This window comes from Mesoterricola sp. MK458, from assembly GCF_055384935.1.
Map to the genome: position 1 here is coordinate 3,396,002 of NZ_AP045075.1, position 25,442 is coordinate 3,421,443.

Below are 25,442 nucleotides of genomic sequence, written 5' to 3' on the forward strand. Positions count from 1 at the left end.
TCCGCTTAGGTTATTGAATTTCGTGGAATTTGCGACCAATTCTCGCTATTCTATCCCCTCGTTCTGGAAGGCGCTCCGGTCTGCGTCCTTCACCCGGCCGGAGCCGGGTTCCTGCTTCGAAATCCCATTCCTGCCCTGACCGGGGCCCGCGCACACGAAAACGCGGGAGGGCCCAACCAGGAGCATCAATGTCCTTCGAGAACCTCGGCCTCATGCCGGAGCTGCTGCGTGCCGTGCGCGAGCAGGGCTACGAAACCCCCACCCCCGTCCAGGAGCAGGCCATCCCCGCCATCCTCGACGGCCGCGACCTGCTCGCCGGCGCCCAGACCGGCACCGGCAAGACCGCGGGCTTCGTGCTGCCCATCCTGCAGCTGCTGGCCCCCAACGCCAATTCCAGCGCCTCGCCCGCACGTCACCCCATTCGCTGCCTCATCCTCACCCCCACCCGCGAGTTGTGCATGCAGATCGAGGAGAGCGTGCGCACCTACGGCCGCCACCTCCCCCTGCGCTCCACCAGCGTCTACGGCGGCGTGAACATCAACCCCCAGGTCAAGGCCCTGCGTTCGGGCGTGGAGATCCTGGTGGCCACCCCCGGGCGCCTCCTGGACCACTACGGCCAGAACAACCTGAACTTCTCCCACCTGGACTTCCTGGTGCTGGACGAAGCGGACCGCATGCTGGACATGGGCTTCATCCGGGACATCCGCAAGATCCTCGCCCTGCTGCCCACCAAGCGCCAGAACCTGCTCTTCTCCGCCACCTTCAGCGACGAGATCCGGGATCTGGCCGGCGCCTTCCTGAAGAACCCGGCCTTCATCGACGTGGCCAGGCGCAACGCCCCCACCGACCTGGTGGAGCAGATCGTCCACCCCGTGGACCGGGACCGCAAGCGCGCCCTCCTCTCCCACCTCATCCGCAGCCAGCGCCTCCAGCAGGTCCTGGTCTTCTGCCGCACCAAGCACGGCGCCAACCGCCTCTCCGAGCAGCTGGAGACCGACGGCATCGCCTCCATGGCCATCCACGGCAACAAGAGCCAGCCCCAGCGCATCAAGGCCCTGGAGGACTTCAAGGCCGGCCGCATCACCGTCCTGGTGGCCACCGACATCGCCGCCCGGGGCCTGGACATCGACCAGCTTCCCCACGTCGTGAACTACGAGCTCCCCCACGTGCCCGAAGACTACGTGCACCGCATCGGCCGCACCGGCCGCGCCGGCACCGAAGGCAAGGCGCTCAGCCTGGTTTGCGTGGACGAGGTGCGGCTCCTCAAGGACATCGAGAAGCTCCTGAAGCGCACCCTCCCCTCCGAGGTGGTCCCCGGCTTCGTGCCCGACCCCGACGCCAAGGCCGAGCCCATCGTCCTGGGCCGCGGCGGTCCGCGCCAGGGCGGCGGCAGGCGTCCCGGATCAGGCGGGGGCCGGCCTTCCTCCCCCCGCCCGCGCAGGTAGCAGCGCCTCGAAGCTCCGCCGCAGATCCTCCGCGTCGAAGGGCTTCTGGATGTATCCCGAAAATCCGCAGGTGCGGGCCAGCTCCCGGCCCTGCTCCGGGTCGCAGCCCGAGAACAGTAGCCCGGGCATGCCCGGACGCAGCTCCCGGATCAGCCGGAAGGCCGTCGTGCCGTCCATGCCCGGCATGTTGGCGTCCATGAGCACCACGCTCACCCCGTCGCCGGCGCGCCGGATGGCTTCCACCGCCTCCTCCCCGCCCGAGGCCAGGATCACCGCGCGTCCCGTCATCTCCTCCAGGAGCCGGGACACCACGCGCAGCACCTCGGAATCGTCGTCCACCACCAGGATGGCCCCGGGGCCGCCCTGGATGGGCGCCAGGTCCGCCATCACCCGCCCTCCCACCGCCCAGAGCATGCGGATGCGCACCCCCGCGCCGGCCGGGCTCTCCACCCACAACCCCGCGCGATGCGTGCGGGCGATGCCCAGCACCGAGGCGAGCCCCAGGCCGCGCCCGGCCTCCTTGGTGGTGAAGTAGGGGTCGAAGATCCGGTGCAGCTCGTCCCGCGGGATGCCGGGTCCGTCGTTCTCCACCACCAGCTCCACGGAGTCCCCGGGCTGCGGGTGGAGGATCCACACGCCGTCGGCCGCGTCGAAGCGCTCCGGACGGCGCGCCAGGACGCGGATGGTGCCCTTGGGATCCCCCATGGCCTCCACCGCGTTGACCACCATGGCCTTCACGCAGTGGGCCAGCTGCTCGGGGTCCAGCACCACCCTGGGCAGCCCCGGCGCCACCTCCGCATCCAGGCGGATGCCCGGCGTGGCCAGTTCCGCGACGATCTCCAGGACCCGCGCCCCCAGGTCCACCGGTTCGGGCGCACTGGTGCCCCGGCCGCTGTACTGCTGGATGAACTGGGTGATCCGCTTGGCCTTCCCCAGGGACCCCCGGGCCCACTCCAGCGCCTGTGCGGTTTTCGCCGGGTCCCCGGCGCAGGCCTCCACCAGATCCAGGCTGGTCCAGACGCCCTGGAGGATGTTGTTGAAATCGTTCGCGATGCTTCCGGCCAGGAGCCCCAGGCTCTCCTGTTTGGTGGCTTGCCTCAGCGCCTCCTCGGCCCGGCGGAACCGGCTGATGTCCGTGCACGTGGTGAGGAAACTCACCACCTCCCCGCCGGCGTCCCGCTCCGGGGAGGTCCTCCCCAGCACCCAGAGCTCCTGCCCTTTGGCGTTCAGAAGCCGGAACTCGGTTTCGTGCACCTGTTTGAGCTTGCGCGCCGCCTTCCAGCCCTCCAGGATGCGCTCCCGGTCCTCGGGGTGGATGACCTTGGCCCATTTCCGTTGGAGCACCAGGGCCGCGGGCAGCCCCGTCATCCGCTCGTAGTGGCTGTTCACGTACATGCAGGCCCCATCCAGGCCGAAGCGGAAGACGATCACCTCCACCGATTCCGCCAGGGTCGCCAGGCGCCCCTCCGAGGCCTTGAGGTCCGCCTCCGCGGCCACGCCCTCGGTGATGTCGTGCAGGGTGGCCCAGAGGTAGGTCTTGCCCTTCACCTCCACGGGGGCGGCGTACACCTCCACCTCCCGGATCTCCCCGGAGGCCAGGCGGTAGGCCCGCTGGACCTTCTCTCCCCCCGCCAGGACGATGTGGGCCATGGATTCGGTGAGCTGGGGTTCGGCCATGCCGTTGAACTGCGAGATGCACATGGTGCGCAGCGTGGGGAGGTCATGGCCCAGGAAGGCCTCCGCGGCCGGGTTGGCGTCCAGGATCCACCCGCCCTCCGGGGCCAGCAGCAGCTTGATGCCGTTGTCGGCCAGGAACAGCGCCCGGAACTGGGCCTCCCGTTCCTGGAGTCCGTCCAGGAGGGCCCGCATGTGGGCCTCGCTTTCCCGGTGCGCCGTCTCCATGCGCTGGTAGTCCGTGATGTCCTGGCACTGGCACACGGATCCGGCGATCTCCCCGTCCGCCCCGATCCACAGGGCCTTGCTGAAAAGGATGTGGCGCACCTCGCCGTCCTGCCGCCGCACATCGGCGGCGTACACCTGCCGGCCGCCCGTGCGGAAGAGTTCCTCGTCCCGGCCCTCGATGACCCGGGCCTCCTCCGCGGGGATCAGGTCCCGCACCGTGCGCCCCAGGATCTCCTCCCGCGGCCGGCCCAGGTAGAGTTCCAGGGCCCGGTTGCAGCCCACGTAGACGCCCTGCCGGTCCTTGAAGAAGACCGGGTTCGGCATGCTCTCCAGCACGTCGCGCAGGGGGCCCTCCTCCAGCGTTCCCCGGTTGGCATCCCCGTGCTCGATCATCGTCCCCCTCGGCCACCTGCGCGGCAGAGGCAGTATAAATAGGAGAGGTTGGAAATATTACCGATTATTTCTCCGGTCCCCGATGACCCGAGCCGGAACCCCGCCCACGATGGCCCACGCCGGCACGTCTCTCGTAACCACCGCCCCCATGGCCACCACGGCGTGGTCCCCGATGGCGACGCCGTCGGTGACGCCCGCGTTGGCCCCGATCCACACGTCCCGGCCCACGGTGATGCCCAGGGACCGCACCGGCTGGTCCCGCACGGGACGCCCGGGGTCCATCCCGTGGTCGAAGGCGTAGAGCACCGCGCCGCTGGCGATGCGGGTTCCCTCGCCGATGGCGATCCCCCGGGCGCCCCCATCCAGCGAGGCCCGGGCGTTGATGGAGACGTCCGGCCCCAGGACGATGGGCCCGTGCAGGAAGGCGTCCGCCGCCACCGAGCAGCCCGCCCCCAGCACCACCGCCCGCCCCGGCTCCCCGAAGATCCGCGCCTCCGGCGCCACGAAACAACCCGGACCGATCTCCACCGTCTCCTGGTCCCGGAGCCGCGCCTGGACCTCCTCCTGCCAGGCCTGGGCCCACGCCCGGTGCCGGTCCTTCAGGGCGAAGAAGAGCCAGGGCATCCAGGACAGCCGAAGCTTGTGCTGGTCCCGGTACCGTTCCACGCCGTCCTCCATCGCCCCCCCTTCCGGCCCGGAACCTTTCCCCGGGCGCGGCACCCAGATTCTAGCGGGAGAAGCCGCCATGGCTGAGAAGGGAGAACGCGCACAGCCACCCGGAACGCCGGTCCATGCCCCGGACGCCACCACCCTGTTCCTGGCCGAGCTCAGCCACGAGATCCGCACCCCCCTCAACGTCATCCTCGGCCTCTGCCACCTGGCCACCCACACGCCCCCCCTCTCCTCCCAGCAGCGCGGCTACCTGGAGCAGATCCAGACCTCGGCCCACACCCTCCTGCGCCTGGTGAACGACAATCTGGACTTGTCCAGGATCGAGGCGGGGGCCCTCCAGCCCGCCCGGGAACCCCTGGACCTGGGCGCCCTCTGCCGGGACCTGATCACGCTGGTGCGCCGCCGCGCCGACGAGAAGGGCCTGTTCTTCCGCATCCAGTGGGGCCAGGACGTGCCCCGCCACGTCCTGGGCGACCCCGACCGCCTCAAGCAGGTCCTGGTGAACCTGGTGGACAACGCCCTGAAGTTCACCCCCGAAGGCGAGGTCCGGCTCTTCGTGGAGCGGATCCCCGCCGGCCTGGAATTCCGGGTGCGGGACACCGGCCCCGGCCTCGACGAAAGCCAGCTGGCCACCCTCTTCACCCCATTCTCCAGGCCCATCCCCCTGCGGGAAGGCTCCGGCCTCGGCCTGGCCCTGAGCCGGCGCCTGGTGCATCTCATGGGCGGCGACATGGCGGTGGAAAGCCTTCCCGGCCAGGGGTCCGCCTTCCGGTTCACCCTCCCCGCCGCCGGGAGCCAGGGCCCCGGAGCCCCCCTGGCCACCGCCCTGGTGGTGGACGGCGACGCCGCCCTGGCCAACGCCTTCGCCTCGGGCCTGCGCCCGTTCGTGGGATCCGTGTCGATCCTGCCGACCCTGGCGGACGCCGAGGCCCGCCTCACCTCCGGGGACGTGCCGGACCTGCTGTTCATCCCCCACGGGGCCCCCCGGCTCCAGCGCCGCCACGGCCTGCCCGCGCGGAGCCTGGTGTACCGGGTGCCGGCCCGGTCCGTGCGCCGGGCCCAGAAGGCCGTGGACCTGGGCTGGGTGTTCGACTTCCTTCTGGTGCCCACGGACAGCGCCCGCATCCTGGACCTGGTCCGGGACGCCGCCCCCGATGCCCTGGAACCGGCCGCCATCCGTGTGCGGGGGCGCCCCCGGATCCTCCTGGTGGAGGACAACGCGGTGAGCCGCATGGTCACCCGGGACCTGCTGGAGCAGGTGGGGTTCTCGGTCGTCGAGGCCGCGGACGGCCGGAGCGGCCTGCGGGCCGCCATGGCCCCCGGCGATCCCCCCGCCTGCATCCTCATGGACCTGGAACTTCCCGACATGGACGGCCTGGAGGCCACCCGGAACATCCGGAGCCTGCGCGGCCCCCACATCCCCATCCTGGCCCTCACGGCCCGCCTGCTCCAGGACGAGCGCCGCCAGTGCGCCCTGGCGGGCATGGACGGCTTCCTGGCCAAGCCCGTGGAACCCGACCTGCTGTACCGGACCCTGGGCCATCACCTGCCGGAATTCCACGCCCCCCAGGCGCCCCGTGCTCCCGCCGGCCAGCCTTCCATCCGGTGGGCGTACCTCCACGACCGCATCAAGGGCAACCCGGACCTCCTCCGGCGCGTGCTGAGCCAGTTCCGCCGGGAAGCCGCCTCCTTCCGCGCGTCCATGCGGGACGCCATGGAGCACGGCGACCTGGCCGCCCTTGTCCCCCTCGCCCATTCCCTCGCGGGCGCCGCCGGCAACATCGGCGCCGACCCGGTGGGCCAAGCCGCCCGGCGCCTCCACCGGATGCCCTCCGCCGCCAACCTGGCGATCCTGGAGCAGGCCCTGGGGAGGCTGGAGGCCGAACTGTCCGCTTCTGAATACCTCACGCCTGTCCGCATGCCCAGTCCTTCACCCGCCGCCCCCGGGGACCTCCCGTCCCTGCGCGCCCTCCTGGAACGCAAGAGCCTGGACGCGCTCGAGCATCTCCCGCGCCTTCGCGAGGCGCTCCTGCGCTCCGGCCCCCCCGGGGCCCTGGGCGACCTGGAGGAGGCGGTGGAGAGCCTGGACTTCCCCCGGGCCCTCGCCATCCTCGACACCCTGTCCGAATCCGGGAGGAACCCATGACCCGACGCCCCGCCGTCCTGATCGTCGACGACGTCCCCAGCGAGGTGGTGGTCCTGGGCGAGGTCCTGGTCCGCCAGTGCGAGGTGCTCTTCGCCACCAGCGGGGCCGAGGCCCTGGACCTGGCCCGCCGGACCCAGCCGGACCTGGTGATCCTGGACGTGGTCATGCCCGGAATGGACGGCTTCGAGGTCTGCCGCGGCCTCAAGGGCGACCCCCGCCTCGCCCCCATCCCCGTCATCTTCCTCACGGTCCAATCCGGCGAGGGGGACGAATGCGCCGGCCTCGGCCTGGGCGCCGTGGACTACCTGGCCAAGTCCACGCCTCCCGCCCTCATCGAAGCCCGGGTGCGGAACCACCTGCGGCTCAAGGCCCTCTACGAGCAGCAGTGCGCCCTGGTGCTCGAGCTCCGCCGGGCCCTGGGCGCCCGGGCCCGCCCCCGGCATCCCTCCCTGTGCGCCTGGTGCCACCGGGTGGACACCGGCGGGAAGGGCTGGGAGCTTGCGCCCGTCCAGCCCCAGGCCGCCTTCACGGTCTGTCCGGACTGCCTGCGGGATCTTCTCGCTTGAGCAGGCGTCCCAGGGCCATGGGGCCGGCCACCGTCGTGAGGAGGATGGCCCCCACGATCCCAGCCTGGACCCCGGGGGAGAGCAGGGGCGCGCCCTGTATCGTGCTCTGGGCTCCCACCGCCACGAAGATCAGACCCACTTCCCCCCGGGGCACCATGCCCCAACCCACCACCGGCGCCCGGAGTCCACCTCCGGCCCCGTAGCCCGCCAGGAGCTTGCCGGCGATTCCCAGGGCCCCCAGCACCCCTGCGAACAGGAGGGTCGACGGTTCCACCAGGGCCCGTACGTCCACCCGTGCCCCCATGAGCACGAAGAAGACCGGCGCCATGACCATGACCAGGGGATGGAGCAGGGACTCCAGGGAATGGGCCTCCCGCTCCTCCAGAAGTTCCACATGCGCAGGCTCCAGGATCAACCCGGCCGCGTAGGCGCCCACGATGGGCGCCAGCCCCGCCAGCCCGCTCAGCCACGCCAGGAGGAACGCGAAAGCCAGCCCCAGGGGCAGCAGGAGCTGCTCGCTGCGAAGCCGGCTGGCCAGGCGGAACAGCTGCGGCGTGGCCAGGCGCCCCGCGGTGAGGGCCGCCACCAGGAAGGCCATGGCCAGGGCCAGGGTCCGTCCCAGACTGGCCCAGGGCAGGCCGCCACCCCCTGAGGCCGCCACGAGGCCGCTCACCATCACCAGGACCAGCAGGCCAAGCACGTCGTCGATGACCGCCGCGCCCACGATGACCCGGCCTTCCGCCGAGCCCGCCGCCCCCCGCTCCCGCAGCACCTGGGCGCTGATGCCGATGCTGGTGGCGCAAAGACAAGCCCCGATGAACAGGTCCACCATGAAAGGCGTACCCGCGGGCAGCAGCGCCTTGGCGCCCAGGAGCCCTGCCGCCATGGGCAGGACCACCCCCAGCACGGCCACCCGCAGGGAGGCCGCCCCCACCTTGAGCATCTGCGACACCGTCGATTCCAGCCCCACCGCGAACATCAGCAAGATCACTCCCAGGTTCGCCAGCACTTCGGCCCCCGGCGAAGCCGCCACATCCGGAAACCCCGGAAGCGCCTGGTGCACCGCCGCCAGCCCCAGCCCCGCCGTGAGCTCCCCCGCCACCGAGGGGAGCCCCAGCCGCACGGCCACCTCACCGCCCAGCTTGGCCGCGATCCACACGAGCGCCAGGAGGGCCAGCGTACCGGCGAAGGGATCGTTAACTAGCATTGCGAGCATCATCGGCCCTCCTGACCCGGAAATCCCAATCCTAACACTCAGGGCCGGAACGCCATCCCGTCCTCCAGGAGGGAGCGCACCAGGGCGCGGTCCTTCCGCCAGGCCACCTCCGCCGCCGCCAGATCCGCCAGGCCGAAGGCTGCATCCTTCCGGCTCTCCTCGACCCGGAGCCGGAGCAGGCGCCCTCCGGGCTCCAGCGAGGCTTTCCAGGCCAGCGCCCTGAAAGGGGTTTCCCCCGAGGATTCGGCCAGGATGGGCCGGGCCTCCCCCGGCAGCTCCAGGGTCGCATCCAGCACGACCCGCCCGGTGCGTCGTGAAACCACCGGCAACTGGCGCTTCCGCCCCATCGGCGCGAAGGCCGGGGGCATCCCCGGCAATCCCAGGGGCGTGCGAAGCACCCAGGCGGCCCCTTGCCGGCCCAGCGCGCCGGGGCCCGCCAGCTTCAGGGTCACCGCGAACGGGCGCTCCAGGTCGAGGGGATCGCCCAGGGCAAGCACCTCCACCTTCCCATTGATGGCTTGGTCCAGCACTTCGGCCTCCACGTAGGCCCTGAAATCATCACGGGTGAGCGCCTTGGCCCGGCTCCTCAGGCCCCACAGCCCGCCGGCCTCCACGAGGCGCGCCTCGGCTTCCAGACCACCACCGGCGTCCACCTTCCCCTTCAAGCTGATCTCCACCGAGCCCGGGGCCACGGCCCCCTGCGGTACCGCCACCCACTGCCCGCCCCCGGGAAGGCAGATGAGCAGCCTGCCATCGCGGTGGGCGGTTCCCAGCCGCCCCAGGGGCGTGAAGGGATCCGTCGGGTCCACCAGCAGGAACCGGCCCTTGGGAGTGACCACCTCCGCCTCCAGGCCCAGCGGCGCTTCCAGGCGAAGCGCCGCCAAGACGTGATCGAAGGTGTCCCGGGGCGGCCCCGCGATCTCCGACTCGAGGATGGGCCCAACCTGCATGCGCGCCAGCACGGGATAGCCTTCGAAACCCGCCGCCCGGGCCTGGGCCAGGAACAGGCACGTCAGGTCCTTGCAGTCTCCGTATCCCTTGCGCGCCACCTCCACGGAGGTCTCGGGCACATTGGACCTCGCTGGAGAAAGGTAGACCTGCTTGTACACGAGGTCCCGCCCCAGGCGGCGCCAGATGGCCCGCAGTCCGGCCAGGCCCTGGCCCTCCCCCGCCACGGGCTGCACCTTGGGTGCGAAGATCCCGTGGTACCACCCCCCCAGGTTGTCCCAGGAAGCCAGGATGGCCGTTCCGGTCCAGCGGGGATCGAGGAAGCGCACCTCCACCGCCGGCAACTGGCGGTGGGGGAAGGGGCAGGCGGGCTCCGCCAGGGGCTGGGGCGGCACCTGGGCCAACTGGACCGGGCCTTCCTCCCCGCCGCCGGAAACCCAGGGCCGGAAGCGCAGCCGCCTCACCTGGACGGCTGTGCCGCCGTCCCTGGCCGAGGCGTCCAGTTCCCACCGCCGCACGGGGTGGACCTCCATCACCGGGCAGGTCCAGGGGTCCTTCAGGGGTCCCACCTCCTCCTCCACTTCGAAGGCCACCAGGCTTCCCTCCGTGGCCCGGCGCAGTTGCGCTACCTGGGCGGTCCGCCGGTCGAAGGAGGCCTGGCTGACGTCCCCGAACGTGGCCTTGTCCCGGGCTTCCAGCTTGACCATCTCCCCGTCGGGCCTTAGGTTCCAGCCCTTCAGGTCCCGGATCCGCTCCGCGCCGTCCAGCAGGCCTCGCCGCACGTAGCCCGCCTCCTCCAGGCCCCGCCCCCGGATGAGCTTCACCAGGCGGAATTCCCGGACGCGCACCACCCCATCCCCCCCGTACCCGATCTCCCGGCGCGAAAGAAGCACCCATGCATCGGCCCCCGCAGGCGGGGTTTCCTGGGCGGCCTCCCGGGCGGGCCCCTGGGCCCACGCCGGCAGCCGGCCCAGACCGGGCACCTCCGCCGCGCCCTGGAAGAGAAAGAGCGCCGCCAGCGCCACGGCCTTCATTTCGCGGGTTCCGCCGACTTCTCCAGGGTGACCTCCGGATAGACCACCGCCCGGACCGCCTGCAGGTAGTCCTTGAGGGAGCCGTAGGCCGCCGGGAAATTGTACGAGGAGAGGGTGCTGGCCCTCATGCGCGCCGAGAGGTTGCCGCTGCTTGGGTCCTGGCGGACCTCCAGGAGCACCGTGCCCCACTGGGTGGACTTCACCAGGATGACGGGCGCGGGCAGGACGTAGCCGGACGGCACCTTGATCGTGCTCTGGGCCTCCTGGATGCCCAGGAAGGGCATGATGATGGGATCCATGCGCTGGACGGGTAGCGAGGGAGGGAGATAAATCCCCGCATCCATGCCGGGGAAGGGGTTGACCTTGAGGATCCGCCCCGGTTCCACGGGCAGGGTGGCCTCGGCCGTGCAGGCCAGGGGCTTTGTCACATCCATGGCGTTGGCCACCTCCACCCGGGAGACGGCGAGCCCGCGCTTTTCCAGCGGGCTCTTGAACCAGGCCTCCCTCTGGGTTGGTGACTGGGTGCAGATCGTCCTTCGCGCCTGGAGGGCCGAAGCGCCCGTGAAGGTCGCCTCGACCCGCACCTTGGCCACCTCGTCCGTGAGATCCAGGTCGTAGGTGAACTTCCGTTCATTGGCGCTGGCCGGGGCGACCCGCACCTCCTGGAACGCCGCCTTCCAGGTGACGCCGTCGAAGGTGAGGGCCTTGGTGCCCTGGAAGTAGTAGGGCACTTCCGAAGGCGGCACGACGCGGCCCAGGGGATCCAGCCACAGGACCGGCTGCCCCGGTTCCTCCACCCCCAGGAGGTGGTGGGTGAACTGGAAGGGCGTGCGGACCTCGGGGTTCACCACCCATTGCCGACGGTCAGCCACCATGGCCACCTTGGGCTGGAGGCCTTCGTCCAGAAGCACGTGGAAGAGGAGCTTGACCATGCCTGGGCTGTCCACGAAACCCGTCTTGGCCGCGTAATCCAGGTTGGAGACCCCGTCCTCGGAGACCGCGTGGCGGGCCAGGGGGTCGGGTTTCTCATCGTACAGAAGCTGGTCCAGGTCAACGGTGCGCCGCTGGAGGCGCTCGGCGATGAGCCGGGCCCGTTCGCGGGGACCGCCGGTCAGGTCCTTTCGGATCCCGGCGGAAAATGTCCGGTAGGCCTCGCCTTTGGCCACCTTAACCATGAACCAATGCTTGTAGGCCAGGTCCACGACCTTCTGCCAATAGTCCATCGCGGGCGCCTTGGCCAGGTAGGACAGGCCATCGATGGGCCGGTAGAAGAGCACCTTGGGCACAGGGCGGTGCACCTCCAGGGAAAAGGGGGCGGGGGGCAGGGCCGGCAGATCCCGGAACTGGTACGTCGAACCCATGGACCCCGAACCCTCCTGCATGGGATGGCCGCCGGTGGAAAAGAACAGGAAGGGCCATTCCAGATCCTTGGCGCGCTGCACCAGGGCGACCTTCGTGGGGTATGCCGAACCCAGGCTCCAGAAATGGAAATCCCCGTACCGCTCGGGCAGGTGCCCCTTGTCCCGGAGCGACATCCGGCTGAGCTCGGCCTTCCCCCGTTCCGTCGCTTCGCGCCACCGCACCTCCACGACGCAGTCGGTGGTGACCCCCGGGGGAATCAGCACCCCTTCGTTCACGGAGCCGTCCACCGTGGACACGACCTTGCGCACCAGGAAATCCTCCCGCCGGCCGATGACCTGCACTTTGCCGTCCGCCTGCGTCACCTGGCCTTCGAGCGACGTCAGGTTCGGCGGCAGGTCGGTGAATTCCACCGCCGCCATTCCCGCCTGGCTGAGAACCCGGACCCGCACGGACTCCTCCAGGTAGTTGGGCTGGAAATCCAGCTTGCGCTCCAGGATGACGGCCCCCCCCGCCACGAGGGCCTGGTCGTCCCGCATCGCCCACACCTCCTTCGGAATGGATGGCCATTTCGCCGCCAGGAGGGGCAGGGCGAGGAAAGGCAGGAGCAGCAGGGCAGCCGTTTTCATCAATGCCTCGGATCAGGTTGGGTTTGCCTCCAGTCTCCCACCCTGGCCCATCGGACGGAACCCCTCACGGGACCTTCCGGATCTGGGAACCGGTTCCGCCCAGCCGGCGGCGGGCATCCACCCACCTGATCCACCCGCTCAAGCCCATTGGCTACAACCGGGATGTGCACCGGGGGCGATCCAAGGGGAAGGAGTCGGGCGGGATTCCCTTCCCGCCCTGGCTGTGGACTGCCATCCAGACGATGCCCAATGGGACCCTCCGTGAATGAGCGTTCCCAACCAAGGATGGCAAGCAGCATTGCGCCGGCTTCTTCCGCAAATCACTCATGACAGCGGCACAGCCTAGGTCCTCGCTCGCTGACGAACAATGCTCCAGATGGTGTGTAAAAATAGGGCCCGTCGCTGTTTCGTGTGGGTGACCAGCGCATAAAGCGCCGACCTGTTTCGTGCTGTGGCCCAGCTCCGAAAGGTTTCCTGGAACGGTGAAGCCAGGACTCGGATTCCGGGAAAGTAGAGGCTCAAAACCATGCTGCTGCTGACGGTCGCTGTGGGCGGTGTGGGAAACGCGCCAGCGTTTTCCAGGCGGAGCCCGAGGGTGTGGGAAGGACGCGGACCCGAAGGGCGGCCATAGGCCGTTCCGCGGAGCGGAATCCGGCGGGCTTTCCATTCCCGAGCACCGGCCACAGAGGGTGGGTCGGCGCGCCTGTTCCATGGACAATGGGGCCATGGACACCAACACCCTGTTCACCATGGCACTCGGCCTCCAGGCCCCTTGGGAGGTCAAGAATCTCCAGTTCGACGAGGAGGCCAAGCGGTTGGACATCACGATCGATTTCACCCGTGGGGCTGACTTTCCATGCCCGGTCTGCGGCCAGCCCGCCAAGGTCCACGACACCGAGGAGAAGACCTGGCGGCACCTGGACTTCTTTCAGCACGCCGCTTACCTGACGGCCCGGGTGCCTCGCTGCAAGTGCGATGTGGACGGGGTCAAGCAAGTCCAGGTCCCCTGGGCTCGACCCGGATCAGGTTTCACCCTCCTGTTCGAAGCCTTGATCATGACCTTGGTCCAGGCCATGCCGGTAGCCACAGTCGCCAAGCTGGTCGGCGAGCACGATACCAAGCTCTGGCGGTTGGTACATCACCACGTGGATGAGGCCCGGGCAAAGGTGGACATGTCCACCGTCACCCGGATCGGCATTGACGAGACCGCCGCCAAGCGCGGGCACAACTACATCACCCTGGTCATGGACATGGAGGAGAAGAAGGTCCTGTTCGGTGTGGCCGGGCGAAGCCATGAGACCGTGCAGGCCTTCAAGGCCGACCTCGTGGCCCACATGGGTGACCCAGAGAGGATCGAGGAGGCCTGCCTGGACATGTCTCCCTCGTTCATCAAGGGGCTGAGAGCGCATTTCCCGAAGGCGCACCTGACCTTCGACCGCTTCCATGTCATGCAGATGATCAACAGGGCCGTGGACGACGTGCGGCGCGGAGAGGCCAAGGATCGGCCCGAGCTCAAGAAGACCCGCTACATCTGGCTGAAGAACCCCTCTAACCTCAGGGCGACCCAGGCTGGGAGACTCCAGGAACTGCGGGGCGCGAACCTGCTGACGGCTGAGGCCTACCGAATGAAACTCACCCTCCAGGACTTCTATGAGCAGGCGAATCCACAAGCGGCCGGGATGTTCCTGAAAGAGTGGATCACGATGGTCAGAGAGTCCGGCATCCAACCCATGGTCAAAGCTGCCGACACGCTCAAGGACCACATGGCTGGGGTTCTGCGCTGGTTCAAGAGCGGCCTGGCCAATGGGCTGCTGGAAGGCATCAACTCGCTGCTCCAGGCCGCCAAGTCCAAAGCCCGGGGCTACCGGACCATCCGCAACCTGGTGACGATGGCCTACCTCATCGCCGGCAAGCTGAAGTTCGATCTGACCCCAGCCTGGCAAACCGCCCGGTTATAACCGGTCGCTACCCACTCGCTTCAGCGAGGAACCGATTAAAAGACCTATACAGCACGGCCGAGCAAGCGTATGGTGTCAGGTGAAGGTCTCCACCCCTTTTATCAAGAGCAGCACCCTTATTAATAAACTTTTTATTAATCACAATTCAGGCACCTACTAGGAGAACTCCATGAACACGAAACAGACCGGGCCGCTCATTGCGGCCGCAGCGGCCGCTGGCGCCGCAATCGGGAGCGGACTCGCTCAAATCCCAGGATCGGATTCGGGCCCCCTCTCCGCCATCGAGACAGCTCTCGTGGTGGCCATCGCCAGGGCCCACGGTGTCGATCTGGCGAACGCAGCGGCCACGGACCTCGTCCTTACCCTCTCCGCTAGCCTTGTGGGCCGCAGCGTTTCCGCCGTCTTGCTCGGTTGGATTCCGGGTTGGGGAAACGCCCTGAACGCGACCACGGCCGCCGCTGTCGTCACCGCCGTAGGCTATGCCGCCGACGTGCACTTCGCCTCTCTCGCAGGAGGTGGCCAGTGACTCGCGGACTCTTCCCCGTCCTCAAGCTATCCATCGACAAGACACCCCTCGAGGCCATGAGCCTTGACCAGATGGCGGCGCACCATGTTCCTGTGGGCTGCATGGACCCGGGCCTGGCAAAGGTCGCGGCGGACTATACAGCCCAGAATCTTGCCGCCATGCTGCGCCTACACCCCCTGGGGCGGGGCATCTCGATCTGCCGCACCGGCTCGAAGGGCTCCGCCTACGTGAACCTGGATACTTCGGAGAGCCGATTCTCCATCCGCTTCTCCGGGCACCTGCTGACAGAGTTCATCCCGAACAAGTCATGGCAGCGGGTCAGCGGCGTTGACCTCTTCGACGAGAAAGCGGCGCCGCCCACCATGGGTCACCTCCTGGAGATGGCCCTGGCTTGGCTCCGCCCTGTCCGGCGCACTCTGGGCTGTTAAGCCCATAGAGCCGGCACGCCCCTCTGCCTTCGGGCAGGGGGGCGTGTTTTTGACCCCCTCCGGAGCCCCTCTACGTTTTGGAACAAACGATGGGATGTCCGCCTTGGTTGCCATCCAAGGTCTTTCCCCCCAGTCTAAAAACAGACAAACAGCAGAAGGCGACCAGGGCATGGACTCTCTGAAGAACAAGATCGCGCCCAAGGATTGGGAGGTCCTCCACCAGGTGGGCCCAGACTTGGCCCGCTTCGCCGAAATGATCCGGGAGATCCAGGAGGCCGCGCATTGCGGGACGCAGAGCCTGACCCAGGGCATCTCGCAAGCCATCAAAAACGCCATCCCGGTCTGGGACCCTAAGGCCTTCCTGGTCCTTACGGAGCCATTGCGCGCAAGCGCCGCCGCTCTGGAGGCCCTGCCAGACCGAACACGGGTGTGCGCGACCAAGGCTGCCCTGCGGGGGTGGTTCATCGGGCCTGAACTCCCGATAGACACCTTTACGGCGATGGAGTGCCTCGACGACGAAGATATCGATGCCCTTTTCGTGGATCACTACCGAACCCATTGGGAGGGGGTCGAAGCGTGGGCTCTCGAAAGGCTCCCGGCGCGGGCCCCTCTTCTGAAGGAAGCGTTCGCCGCCCATCGTGAGGGGCGCTATGCCCTGGCTATCCCCGTCCTTTTGGCCCAAGCGGATGGGGTGTGTGACGATGCGCTGAACCGACAAGGCCATCTGTTCACAGGTGTGAAGGGAAGGGTGCAGGAGCGGATCCGGCACCTGGAGGAACTGGCCGCCCAGGAGGACTCCCCCTTCCTGGACGCCGTTCTCGAACCACTGAAAGCGGTCTTGCCCTTCTCACAATCCAGCGAGGAATGGCTGGCGTCCCAGGAAATATTCAGCCGAAACGCCATTCTTCACGGCTTGGACGTGGGATACGCTACGGAACTGAACGCCTTGCGTGCCATTTCCTTGGTTGATTGCCTTCTTTGGACCCTCCATGATCGCGTCCCGGGGACGAACTGAACTGACCTCGCCCTCCTTCGAGGGCAGGGCCACTTGTGGATGGAGCCGGGCGCGATGCTGCGTCCTGAGAGATGGGGCGCCCCCCACGCCATCCAGGGACGCCCGATAGGACGTCCAACTTTCAACCTTCCTCCTCCTCGAGCCCAAGCTTGTTAACCAGGTCGAGGACAAGGCACTTGGCCTCATCGAAGGGGACGAAAAGAACACGCGTCCGGCCCTTCAACTGCTCGTAATCGTAACCGGCCCGCGTCCATACCTCCTCATTCCGGAACGCCTCGGTGGTTGGCTCGATCTCCCGCGCGCGGGCCTTCTGCCGGAGGAACTCGCGGAGCCGGAGGGGGTTCAGTTCCGTGCCTTGCTTGATCATGGCCGCGAGATCTAACAAATCCTGCTTCCGCCGGCGATTCCGGGTCACTTGCTGGAGTAGGGCCCTCAGTTTCTCGGCCGCGATGTCCTCAATCGTCGCGACCATCAGGTTGTCCCCCGCCGGGTCAAGCCGGACGGGTTCCGCGGCGCAGACCACCTCGTTGGTGCTCACCTCCACCGGGAGCGAAACCCTGGAAGCCGCCCCCAGGTCGATCCTCCTTTGGTTGGCGTGATCATCGGAGAGCGCGTAACCGATGCTTACCCTGAACGTGGCCCTGGTTCGGTTCGAGCCCCGCGGCATTTGCTCGACCCTCTGCACCCGGAACCGTATTCCCGTCTCGACCTCCGCGACCTTCAGGGCGTTTGCGAAGGTCGTTTCCAGCCGTTTGGGATCGAGCTGCGTGGCGCGGGCCGTGAAATCCAAGTCCTGGGTGCTGCGATTGGGCAGCCAGATGAAGTCCAGGGCGTTGCCGCCCTTGAACACAAGGAGTTCTCGGAGGGTGTTGGATCGTGAGATGGCCAGAAGGACGCCATACTGGACGAAGCGTTCCCGCCCCTCGTTGGCGGAGATTCCGTTCGAACGGCACCAGGTGGTCAATTCCTGGAAGGAGCGGGGGTAGAGATCCTTCAAACGTGGCCCTCCAGAAGGGTGTTGATCGGCGCGTTGATGGAGAGCTTCCATCGCTCGCTGAACCCTTCTCGCTGGAAGGGCGCGGTGCCGAGCAGGCGTGAGGACCCCCCGGCCACGGACTTCTTGGACCACCCCTCCAGGTTTGGATGGGTGAGCCCCAGGGTCTCCATGACGAACCCGGCACGTTGGCGCAGGAGCGGCCGATCCATCTCTTCGACCAAGTCCACCAAGGTGGGGAGCTTGATTAAATCGAGGGCCTTGGTCCACGAGCGGAAAACTGACTCGAGACCGCCGCACCACTCGGGGTGGGCCAACCCGTCGAGAAGCGTCCTTTCCATAGTGGTGACGCGGATCGGGTAGGTGAAGGTGTGGTATTCCCTGATTCCCTGGGTGTGCTTGATGATGTGCCAATCCACGGGGATCCCCCGGAGCTTGGGGAATCGGCGGGAGTGGGCGGGGATGCTGGCCTGCATTTCCAGGTCTACGTCGGTCAGGCCGACCGGGAACCAATCTGGGGTGGCCGGGATCATAGCCTGAAGGCCGGTCGGGAAATCCTCGGTTATCCGGTGGAAGGCCATCGCGGAGTGGAAGGCGACCGCGCAAGACGGGTTCGCCTCCATCAATAATTCCCAGTCCAGGATCGGGTCCTTGCTCGCATAGGGGGAAGAGATCTGGAACAGGCCGGCTTCTTCGTCGGCCACCACCAGGTCCTGGTTGTCCACCATTCGGCGGAGGAGGGTCTTGGTCCGGGCCAACGTCCTGGCCTGAACGGTTTCCGATTCGGAGCCCTGGAAGAACGCCCGGAGCCAAATCACCTGGGCCCTCCAGTCCGAGACGATCCGCCGGCCCTCGGGGGCCAACCCCTCTTCTAGGATTCGCGTTAAAGATTTTGACATTTTAGGCCGGGGTCTCCTTTATACTCACGTCCTTTGGACGTGAGTATAAAGGTGACACCCCCCAAAGTCAAGGTTTTTCTGAATTTTTGTCCAAAAAGAAAAGGGATTGCTATTGAATCGATACGTTCGTTCCATCCGAAGTTCTCAAGGAAAGTCTCAAACCTAATCCAATCGCAATGAATTGTGTTAATTGAATTTGTTTTCGCTCGTAAGGATGGATTCTTTTGAAATTGCGTTTCTCGTGAGCTAACGTACAAACTTGTGTTTCCCAAGGAGTTCGGGAAGGTCGTTCGTCCCGTTTGGTCTGAAATCAGAACGGTTCGAAGAAACTGGCGGCGTAATCGTCCTGGCAGGGCATGACATGGACCAGCCTCGCCTTGCTGCCCCTGAGGGCGAGGGCGGCCGTCTTGTAGACCACGGTGGTGGCGTAGCTTGTCCACAGCACCCCGCCGCTTGGGGCCAGGCAGTCCACGAAGGCCTCGTGCTGGCCCACGTCGAGCTGCTCAGTCCGGATGCGGAGCCGGAAGGTGGTCTCCCCGGTGCCCTGAGCCTTCCACTCCGCCCATAGGCACTCCTGGATGCGCTGGAGGACTTGGTGGCTTTCGTCCAGGCGCTGCAGGTCCCGCAGGAGCAGTCGGCACCAATGGTTGATCCGGGAGGCTTCGTCCCTGGCCGGAGACTCGCCCCGGGCGAGAGCCCGGTACCGGGGAAGGGAAACTTGGAGAGCTTCGATGATCCGAGCCGGCGTGTAGGCCAGCGCTAGAGCCTTTACCCCGAGGCCGGTCCGGACCGCCTCATCGACCTTCGCCCGGCGGACACCTTCCAGATGGGTCAACCGGCCGAGGTTTCCGTGGCGGGACCAGGTTCCAAGAATTGGTTCGTAGGCCATGAAGCCTCCTCAGGCGTCGAGATGAAGGAGCTGGCCGCGGTCCATGGCCTGCTTCCAGATGAAGGTGTCGCCGGAGGCGAGCGCCAGCTCGATCTCCCAGCCATGGATGCCGTGGTTGATGGCGGACTGGACGGCGCCCTTGACGAGGCGTCCGTCCTCGAGCTCGATGATGGCGGTTCGATGCATGGGGTTCCTTTCAGGTGGGGGCAGCGGGGTTCCGTGCCCATCGAACGCGGGAGGCATCTGGGGGTGGCGTAAGCTCATGTCCCCGATGCTGGGAGACCTGAAGATGCCCTGGGCCATGTCGTCCTTGAACTGGTAGACAGCCTCATCGCGGGGGAACGCATTGATTTAGCTGAACTAAGCCTAAATATTCCCGGCCATCCGGTCCCAGGCGGGGGAGGATGCACAACCGACCTCGTTTTTGAAGTGGTACATCACTCAAGTGGGTATCTGCATCGATTCGAAAAGTTTTCACTATTGCAAAAGTTTTTGGATGAATTAGTTTATTGTCAGACCTCAGGCCGGGGTCGAATCGGAGAAACCTATCATGAAGCCCATCGAAGTGATCAAAGCCCCTTGGGGCGGCAAGTGCCGGCTCTTTCGCGAGATCGTGGCGGGGACTGGGGCCGTCCCCAAGCTCGACATCAGGGTGGAGGTTTGTGCGTATGACCTGCACACCAACCGCTCGCCCGCTTTCCTCCTGCAGTTGCTGTACAACGTCAAAGCCCTGCATCCCTATGTCCGGAAGATCGAGGTGGACGGGTTCAAGAAGGGCCACAAGCCGGGCTGGGTCATTTCGATGGAGGGCCTTCCAGTCCTGGTGCAGACCCTGCGCGACGTGAAGACCAAGGATGAGGCGAACATCGCCGCCACCGAGGCCCTCGACGCCTGGTTCACCAGCTTCCTGATCCCCCGGATGCTGGAGCTGAAGAAGGAACTGGTCGCCAACGTCCAGCCCGCTCCCGCCCCGGCACCCGCTCCGGTAGCGGTAGGCATCGAGCTTGAAGTGGATGGCACCCTGTTCCGCAGCTCGATTCCCAATCCGGAGCATGCCCGGATCACGCTTACCCGGCTGGACCAGGTTCCCCGGGTCTTCACCGTCCGGGAGCTGTTCCAGGCCGTCAACCTCATGTAATGGGTCCGTCCAAACCTGGCGGTCCAAATCCCCAGAACCCGGGGGAATTGGACCGCCAGGAAGGGCGTTGTCCCTTATTCCTTGGGCGGGGCACTGCGATCGATCACGACGACCGCGGGCGTGGACAAGTACCGGAGCACGGTCCCGAGCACCGCCAGCTTCAGTGCTCGTCAGAAGTTGACCGCTCCGGCTTGGCAGAACTGATCCACCCTGAGCGTGGATCCGGGATTTCGTCCCAGGGGGGATCCTCCAGTAAGTCGTCGTCCAATCTCTCGAGGAGGTAATCCTCCAGCACTTCCTTGGCAGTGTCCCGGAGAGTTTTCCCGACGATCGCGCACCCCAGGTCCCAGGACGGGTGGCTCTCGTCCTTGCCCCGCTCTCTGAGGTGGCGTTCCACGGCGAGCTGATTGACGGTGATCTTGATCCGCCGCGATTGCCAGGAATGTTCATCTGGCGGCAAGGAGAGGAGGACGACTGGGGCCTCAGGGGCCGAATCGAACCAGTGTTCGATCTCCTCGAGGGTAATCGGCTTCTCCTTTTTTACCGGCGGATGGTTTGTGAGGATGCCCTTGACCACTTCGTAGAACAGGCCCACTTCCTCTTTCCGGGTCCGGTTCTCCATGTGCTGCACCGTGCGTTCCTGCCGCACCTTTTCGACCTACTTTTTCCGCGGCTTCGAACGAGCCATGCGTCCTCCCATGTTCATTCCCATCCTCCCAGATCCAGCCCTGGTCTGGGCAGGGCCAGCACTCCAGGGGGGAAATCGTTCTGTCGCCTGAGGCCGAACTCGTTGTTCCGCCTTGGCCTAGGCCCCCCGATCCGACAGGCTGGAAGGATCATCCAGGAGGTGAGGCATGTCGTTCAGGCGCCCCTGCCGGATCTGCTACCGTTGGTTCGCCCCTGATCCCAAGGTGGGCAACCGCCAGCACGTCTGCGGTGACCCCGCCTGCAGGACGGAGGCCCATCGTCGTGCCGGCGCCCGGTGTCGGCGCAAGGGGGCCGCCTTCGCCCAACGGAAGCGACTCGCCACCCGGCTGATCCGGCTGTTGCCCAAAATGATCCCAATGCCAAGGACTCCTATCGCGAGCGGTGGATTGACTGGAAGAGGGGCGTGGTGATCAATCTCCCGGACAAGAAGACACTGCCCATGACGCTGGATCTCCCTGATGGATTCTTCCCCGATGGTCAACTGCCAAAGCCCGAGCAATAGTGCCCTCGCCTTGTAACATCCCCCTCGGGTAAAGCCACAACCCGTCTCAGGCCATTGGGACACCGGTTCATAGGTCTGCCGCCCGTAGCCTCATGGCTGGCAAAGCTGGTGTTCAGGGAAACCCGTTCCCAGGCAAATACCCTCCCAGGTAGGTACTGCGTGACGGAAACCGATATCTGGTGCGGGTCCAGCCGGTCCTGGGTGTAGTGATTCCTGTAGGGAATGACCCGCCGCATGGATAGGATTTTGGATATCTCAACAGGCCCTTTGAGGACGTGCGACCCGACATGAAAAGCCCCGATCCTTCAGGATCGGGGCTTCTTTGGTGCCCGGAGACGGATTTGAACCGCCGACACATGGATTTTCAGTCCATTGCTCTACCAACTGAGCTATCCGGGCCTAGCGTTCCATCGTATCAGGCGCCCACCAGTTTTCAAGTGCGAAACCTGGGCCGGTCGGGCATGCTTGAATGTTCGGAGTGTCGTCCATGGCTGCCAACAGCAAAAACAAGGTCATCCAGGTCCAGAAGCCGGCCCAGAGCCTGCAGGCCTTCCAGAAGAAGGTCGCGTCGGGGCAGGATATCCAGACCGGTCTGCTCAAGCCCATGCTCATCACCGCGGGGGTCGTGTTCGGCCTCGGCGCCGTGGTGTTCGGATTCAGGTACTGGCGTGCGGCGGGCATCGAGCGGCACGAGAGCGAGCTCGCCAACCTGCAGCTGGAAGTCACGGGCGACAGCACCGAACCGCTGCCCGCCGCCGAGGTCGAGAAGCGCATGCGCGAAAAGCTTCCGCAGCTGGAGGCCCTGGTGCGCAGCGCACCGGGTTCCGAGAAGACCACCACCGAAGGCATCCTGGCCTCCTGGAAGCTCCAGCTGGATGGGAAGGGCGCCATTCCCGCCGAGGCGGGAGACGCCTGGGGCAAGCTGCGGCTGGCCCAGAAGCAGGTCGCCATGGGGCAGGGCGCCGAGGCGCTGTCCACCCTGGGCTCCCTGCGCAAGGACGCGGATCCCGACCAGGCCTGGGCACCCCTTTTCTGGACCACCCTCCTGGACGCCGACCGCCTCAAGGGTGACCGCAGCCAGGCCCTGAAGGATTTCGCGGACTACAAGGTCCGTTTCAAGACGCAGGCCGATCCCGCCGTGGAGCGCATGCTCCAGGGCGTCTAGGCCCAATCGAATCGAGGGAGGGGGCCCGGCGGACCGGGTCCCGGTCCCCGCGCGGAGGTACCAGCCATGAGAATGTACGATCTCATCTACACGAAGAAGACCGGCGGAAAGCTCACCCCCGAGCAGATCGCCTTCTGGGTCGATGGCGCCGCCCGCGGCACCGTGCCCGACGAGCAGAGCGCGGCCCTCCTCATGGCCATCTGCTGGCGCGGCATGGACGTGGAGGAGACCCTCGCCCTCACCCTGGGCATGCGGGACTCCGGCGACAAGGTCAACCTCGCCTCCGTGCCCGGCGTGAAGGTGGACAAGCACTCCACGGGCGGCGTGGGCGACAAGACGACCCTGATCCTCGGGCCCATCGTGGCCTCCTGCGGCATCCCCTGCGCCATGTTCAGCGGCCGCGGCCTGGGCCACACCGGCGGCACCGTGGACAAGTACGCCGCCATCCCCGGACTCAAGGTGGAGCTGAGCCAGGACGAATTCCGTCAGAGCCTGCGCGAAACCGGCTTCGCCAACAGCGCCCAGACCGGCGACATCACCCCCGCGGACCGCAAGCTCTACGCCCTGCGCGACGTCACCGCCACCGTGGAGTCCATCCCCCTCATCACCGCCAGCATCATGTCCAAGAAGCTCGCGGGCGGTTCCGATGCCCTCGTGCTGGACGTGAAGTGCGGCGGCGGCGCCTTCATGAAGACGCTGGACGACGCCCGCACCCTGGCCCAGAGCATGGTTGCCGTGGGCCAGGCCCACGGCATGAAGATCAAGGCCCTCATCACCCGCATGGAGGAGCCCCTGGGCCGGGCCATCGGCAACGCCATGGAGGTGATCGAGTCCGTGGAGATCCTCAAGGGCATGCATGCCGGTTCCGACCTGGCGAAGATGAGCTTCCGCCTTGCGGCCGAGATGCTGATCCTGGGCGGCGCCGCGGCCGATCTCGCCGCCGCCGAGGCCCTCGTGGCCGACAGCGTCGCGTCGGGCCGGGCCATGGCCACCTACCGCGCCTGGGTTGCCGCCAACGGCGGCAACGCCGCGGCCCTGGACGACTTCAGCCTCCTGCCCGGCGCCGCCCACCGCGAGGACATCCTGGCCGAGACGAGCGGCTACATCCACGCCGTGGACAGCCGGTGCCTGGGCATCAAGGCCATGGAGATGGGCGGCGGACGCTCCTCCAAGGACGACGTCCTGGATCTGGGCATCGGCATCGAGGTGCACGCCAACGTGGGCGACCGGGTCGAGAAGGGCATGAAGCTCCTCACCCTGCACCACAACGGCAGGACCGGCAACCCGCTCCCCGCGGGCTGGATCGACATCCAGGCCGCCCCCGTGGCCAAGGCGCCCTGGCTCCTGGAAACCATCTAGCTAGACCCGCGTTGCCTCCGCAGCCCGTTTCCATGGAAACTGGTGCTCGAGGTGCACCATGACCCAGGACTTCCAGAGCTTCCTGACCCGGCTGGACGCGCGCGGCGAGCTCGCCCGCGTCCGCGCCGAGGTCGATCCCCATCTGGAGGCCGGCGCCATCGCGGACCGCGTCAGCAAGGCCCCCGGGGGAGGGAAGGGGCTCCTGTTCGAGAACGTCAAGGGCGCCACCATGCCCGTGGCCATGAACGTCTTCGGCAGTCTCCGCCGCATGGAGATGGCCCTGGGCGTGGACGGCGATCCCCGGGGCCTGGACGCCGTGGCCGCGCGCATCGAGAAGCTCATCCAGGAGGCCATGCCCAAGCCCGGAGCGAGCTTCCTGGACAAGCTCTCCAAGCTGCCTGTGCTGGCCGAGGTGGGGGCCTGGATGCCGAAGACCGTGCGCAAGGGCGCCTGCCAGGAGGTGGTGTGGCGCGGCGAGGAGGCCCGCCTCTCCCGCCTTCCCGTGCTCACCACCTGGCCCGAGGACGGCGGCCCCTTCATCACCCTCGGCCTGAGCCACACGCGCCACAAGAGCGGCCTGCGGAACATGGGCATGTACCGCCTCCAGGTCTACGACGACCACACCCTGGGCTTCCACACCCAGCTCCACCATGACGGCGCCCGCGCCCGCCACGGCTACGCTCCCGGAGAGCGCATGCCCGTGGCCGTGAGCCTGGGCGGCGATCCCGCCTTGTCGTACGCGGCCACCGCGCCTTTGCCGCCCTTCCTCTCGGAGATCATGTTCACCGGATTCCTGCGGGGCGAAGGCGTCGAGATGGTGCGGTGCGTCTCCAACGACATGGAGGTGCCCGCGGACTCCGAGATCGTCATCGAAGGGTGGGTGGACCCCGCGGAACTGCGCCGGGAAGGCCCCTTCGGGGACCACACGGGATACTACTCTCTGGCCGACGACTATCCCGTCCTGCACGTGGAAGCCATCACCCACCGCCGGAACCCGGTCTACCCCGCCACCATCGTAGGGCGCCCCCCCCAGGAGGACGCCTACCTCGGTTTTGCCACCGAACGCATCTTCCTGCCCTTACTTAAGATGGTCCTTCCCGAGGTGGTGGACATGCACCTGCCTCCGGCCGGCGGCTTCCACAACCTGGCCATCGTGGCCATCCGCAAGGCGTACCCCGGCCACGCCCAAAAAGTCATGAACGCCATCTGGGGCACGGGCCAGATGATGTTCACCAAGGGCATTGTGGTGGTGGACGAGGACATCGATCCCCACGACGCCAATGAGGTGCTCTTCCGGGTCACCAGCAACGTGGACCCCCGCAGGGACCTCCTCTTCACCGAGGGCCCCCTGGACGTGCTGGACCACAGCAGCGACCGCTTCGCCTTCGGCAGCAAGGTCGGCATCGACGCCACCCGCAAGAGTTTGAAGATGGACAATTTCCAGAGGGAATGGCCCCGGGACCTGGTGTTCCCCGAGGCCATCCTGGAGCGCATCGGCCGGCGCTGGTCCGAATACGGGATCTGAACCGCCTGTTCCACGTGGAACAAACG

Annotated in this window: 21 protein-coding genes and 1 tRNA gene; 11 read left to right on the forward strand and 11 right to left on the reverse strand. The window is 67.0% G+C overall.

Annotated features, from left to right (window positions below; translation table 11 throughout):
- Positions 1 to 188: 188 nt before the first annotated feature.
- Entirely contained in the window at positions 189 to 1,445 is a 1,257-nt protein-coding gene (locus ACZ5LB_RS14810; protein ID WP_464602982.1) for a DEAD/DEAH box helicase, read from the forward strand.
- Here ACZ5LB_RS14810 and ACZ5LB_RS14815 read toward each other — a convergent pair.
- Entirely contained in the window at positions 1,404 to 3,740 is a 2,337-nt protein-coding gene (locus tag ACZ5LB_RS14815; protein WP_464602983.1) for a PAS domain-containing hybrid sensor histidine kinase/response regulator, read from the reverse strand. The genes ACZ5LB_RS14810 and ACZ5LB_RS14815 overlap by 42 nt on opposite strands.
- Before the next feature lie 57 nt (positions 3,741 to 3,797).
- On the reverse strand, positions 3,798 to 4,418 hold the full coding sequence (locus ACZ5LB_RS14820; RefSeq protein ID WP_464602984.1) for an acyltransferase: 621 nt from the start codon (positions 4,416 to 4,418) through the stop codon (positions 3,798 to 3,800).
- Positions 4,419 to 4,485: 67 nt separating this feature from the next.
- Here ACZ5LB_RS14820 and ACZ5LB_RS14825 point away from each other — a divergent pair, with 67 nt between their 5' ends.
- Both ACZ5LB_RS14825 and ACZ5LB_RS14830 read left to right on the forward strand, forming a co-directional pair.
- Entirely contained in the window at positions 4,486 to 6,558 is a 2,073-nt protein-coding gene (locus ACZ5LB_RS14825) for an ATP-binding protein (protein ID WP_464602985.1), read from the forward strand.
- Positions 6,555 to 7,124 (forward strand): response regulator, encoded by a 570-nt coding sequence (locus ACZ5LB_RS14830; RefSeq protein WP_464602986.1) that lies wholly within the window; start codon positions 6,555 to 6,557, stop codon positions 7,122 to 7,124. The genes ACZ5LB_RS14825 and ACZ5LB_RS14830 overlap by 4 nt, the downstream gene beginning before the upstream one ends.
- Here ACZ5LB_RS14830 and ACZ5LB_RS14835 read toward each other — a convergent pair.
- Genes ACZ5LB_RS14835 through ACZ5LB_RS14845 form a run of 3 tightly spaced genes read right to left on the reverse strand, consistent with a single transcriptional unit; the run spans position 7,084 to position 12,310 of the window.
- A complete protein-coding gene (locus ACZ5LB_RS14835) occupies positions 7,084 to 8,343 on the reverse strand; it encodes a cation:proton antiporter (RefSeq protein ID WP_464602987.1) in 1,260 nt (419 codons plus the stop codon). The genes ACZ5LB_RS14830 and ACZ5LB_RS14835 overlap by 41 nt on opposite strands.
- Positions 8,344 to 8,378: 35 nt before the next feature.
- Positions 8,379 to 10,322 (reverse strand): transglutaminase-like domain-containing protein, encoded by a 1,944-nt coding sequence (locus ACZ5LB_RS14840; protein WP_464602988.1) that lies wholly within the window; start codon positions 10,320 to 10,322, stop codon positions 8,379 to 8,381.
- Positions 10,319 to 12,310 carry a hypothetical protein gene (locus tag ACZ5LB_RS14845; RefSeq protein ID WP_464602989.1) on the reverse strand — a complete coding sequence of 664 codons (1,992 nt, stop codon included), beginning with the start codon at positions 12,308 to 12,310 and terminating at the stop codon, positions 10,319 to 10,321. The genes ACZ5LB_RS14840 and ACZ5LB_RS14845 overlap by 4 nt, the downstream gene beginning before the upstream one ends.
- A gap of 710 nt (positions 12,311 to 13,020) precedes the next feature.
- Here ACZ5LB_RS14845 and ACZ5LB_RS14850 point away from each other — a divergent pair.
- From ACZ5LB_RS14850 to ACZ5LB_RS14865, 4 genes are all read left to right on the forward strand, one after another.
- Entirely contained in the window at positions 13,021 to 14,268 is a 1,248-nt protein-coding gene (locus ACZ5LB_RS14850) for an ISL3 family transposase (RefSeq protein ID WP_464602215.1), read from the forward strand.
- Positions 14,269 to 14,437: 169 nt separating this feature from the next.
- Complete coding sequence (locus ACZ5LB_RS14855) at positions 14,438 to 14,794, forward strand: hypothetical protein (protein ID WP_464602990.1); 357 nt, start codon at positions 14,438 to 14,440, stop codon at positions 14,792 to 14,794.
- Positions 14,791 to 15,222: a hypothetical protein gene (locus ACZ5LB_RS14860; protein WP_464602991.1), complete on the forward strand. Its 432-nt coding sequence runs from the start codon at positions 14,791 to 14,793 to the stop codon at positions 15,220 to 15,222. Before ACZ5LB_RS14855 ends, ACZ5LB_RS14860 begins: the two co-directional genes overlap by 4 nt.
- A gap of 94 nt (positions 15,223 to 15,316) precedes the next feature.
- Complete coding sequence (locus ACZ5LB_RS14865) at positions 15,317 to 16,237, forward strand: hypothetical protein (RefSeq protein ID WP_464602992.1); 921 nt, start codon at positions 15,317 to 15,319, stop codon at positions 16,235 to 16,237.
- A gap of 121 nt (positions 16,238 to 16,358) precedes the next feature.
- Here the strand turns inward: ACZ5LB_RS14865 and ACZ5LB_RS14870 are convergent, their stop codons facing one another.
- The 4 genes from ACZ5LB_RS14870 to ACZ5LB_RS14885 form a co-directional block, all read right to left on the reverse strand.
- Positions 16,359 to 17,234, reverse strand: coding sequence for a nucleotidyl transferase AbiEii/AbiGii toxin family protein (locus ACZ5LB_RS14870; protein ID WP_464602993.1), 876 nt, complete (start codon positions 17,232 to 17,234; stop codon positions 16,359 to 16,361).
- Positions 17,231 to 18,094 carry a type IV toxin-antitoxin system AbiEi family antitoxin domain-containing protein gene (locus tag ACZ5LB_RS14875; RefSeq protein ID WP_464602994.1) on the reverse strand — a complete coding sequence of 288 codons (864 nt, stop codon included), beginning with the start codon at positions 18,092 to 18,094 and terminating at the stop codon, positions 17,231 to 17,233. Before ACZ5LB_RS14875 ends, ACZ5LB_RS14870 begins: the two co-directional genes overlap by 4 nt.
- Before the next feature lie 346 nt (positions 18,095 to 18,440).
- Positions 18,441 to 19,019 (reverse strand): hypothetical protein, encoded by a 579-nt coding sequence (locus ACZ5LB_RS14880; RefSeq protein ID WP_464602995.1) that lies wholly within the window; start codon positions 19,017 to 19,019, stop codon positions 18,441 to 18,443.
- A gap of 9 nt (positions 19,020 to 19,028) precedes the next feature.
- Positions 19,029 to 19,205: a hypothetical protein gene (locus tag ACZ5LB_RS14885; protein ID WP_464602996.1), complete on the reverse strand. Its 177-nt coding sequence runs from the start codon at positions 19,203 to 19,205 to the stop codon at positions 19,029 to 19,031.
- A gap of 364 nt (positions 19,206 to 19,569) precedes the next feature.
- On the opposite strand from ACZ5LB_RS14885, the gene ACZ5LB_RS14890 reads away from it, so the two are divergent.
- Positions 19,570 to 20,157 (forward strand): hypothetical protein, encoded by a 588-nt coding sequence (locus ACZ5LB_RS14890; RefSeq protein ID WP_464602997.1) that lies wholly within the window; start codon positions 19,570 to 19,572, stop codon positions 20,155 to 20,157.
- A 160-nt stretch (positions 20,158 to 20,317) separates the two neighbouring features.
- Here the strand turns inward: ACZ5LB_RS14890 and ACZ5LB_RS14895 are convergent, their stop codons facing one another.
- Together ACZ5LB_RS14895 and ACZ5LB_RS14900 are read right to left on the reverse strand one after the other, a co-directional pair.
- Positions 20,318 to 20,779, reverse strand: a complete 462-nt coding sequence (locus tag ACZ5LB_RS14895; protein WP_464602998.1) for a hypothetical protein — start codon at positions 20,777 to 20,779, stop codon at positions 20,318 to 20,320.
- A gap of 911 nt (positions 20,780 to 21,690) precedes the next feature.
- Positions 21,691 to 21,766: transfer RNA gene (locus ACZ5LB_RS14900), tRNA-Phe, on the reverse strand.
- A gap of 88 nt (positions 21,767 to 21,854) precedes the next feature.
- Here ACZ5LB_RS14900 and ACZ5LB_RS14905 point away from each other — a divergent pair.
- From ACZ5LB_RS14905 to ACZ5LB_RS14915, 3 genes are all read left to right on the forward strand, one after another.
- Positions 21,855 to 22,532: a tetratricopeptide repeat protein gene (locus tag ACZ5LB_RS14905; protein WP_464602999.1), complete on the forward strand. Its 678-nt coding sequence runs from the start codon at positions 21,855 to 21,857 to the stop codon at positions 22,530 to 22,532.
- A gap of 66 nt (positions 22,533 to 22,598) precedes the next feature.
- Positions 22,599 to 23,891: a thymidine phosphorylase gene (locus tag ACZ5LB_RS14910; RefSeq protein ID WP_464603000.1), complete on the forward strand. Its 1,293-nt coding sequence runs from the start codon at positions 22,599 to 22,601 to the stop codon at positions 23,889 to 23,891.
- Positions 23,892 to 23,949: 58 nt separating this feature from the next.
- A complete protein-coding gene (locus ACZ5LB_RS14915) occupies positions 23,950 to 25,416 on the forward strand; it encodes a menaquinone biosynthesis decarboxylase (protein WP_464603001.1) in 1,467 nt (488 codons plus the stop codon).
- The last annotated feature ends 26 nt before the right edge of the window (positions 25,417 to 25,442 follow it).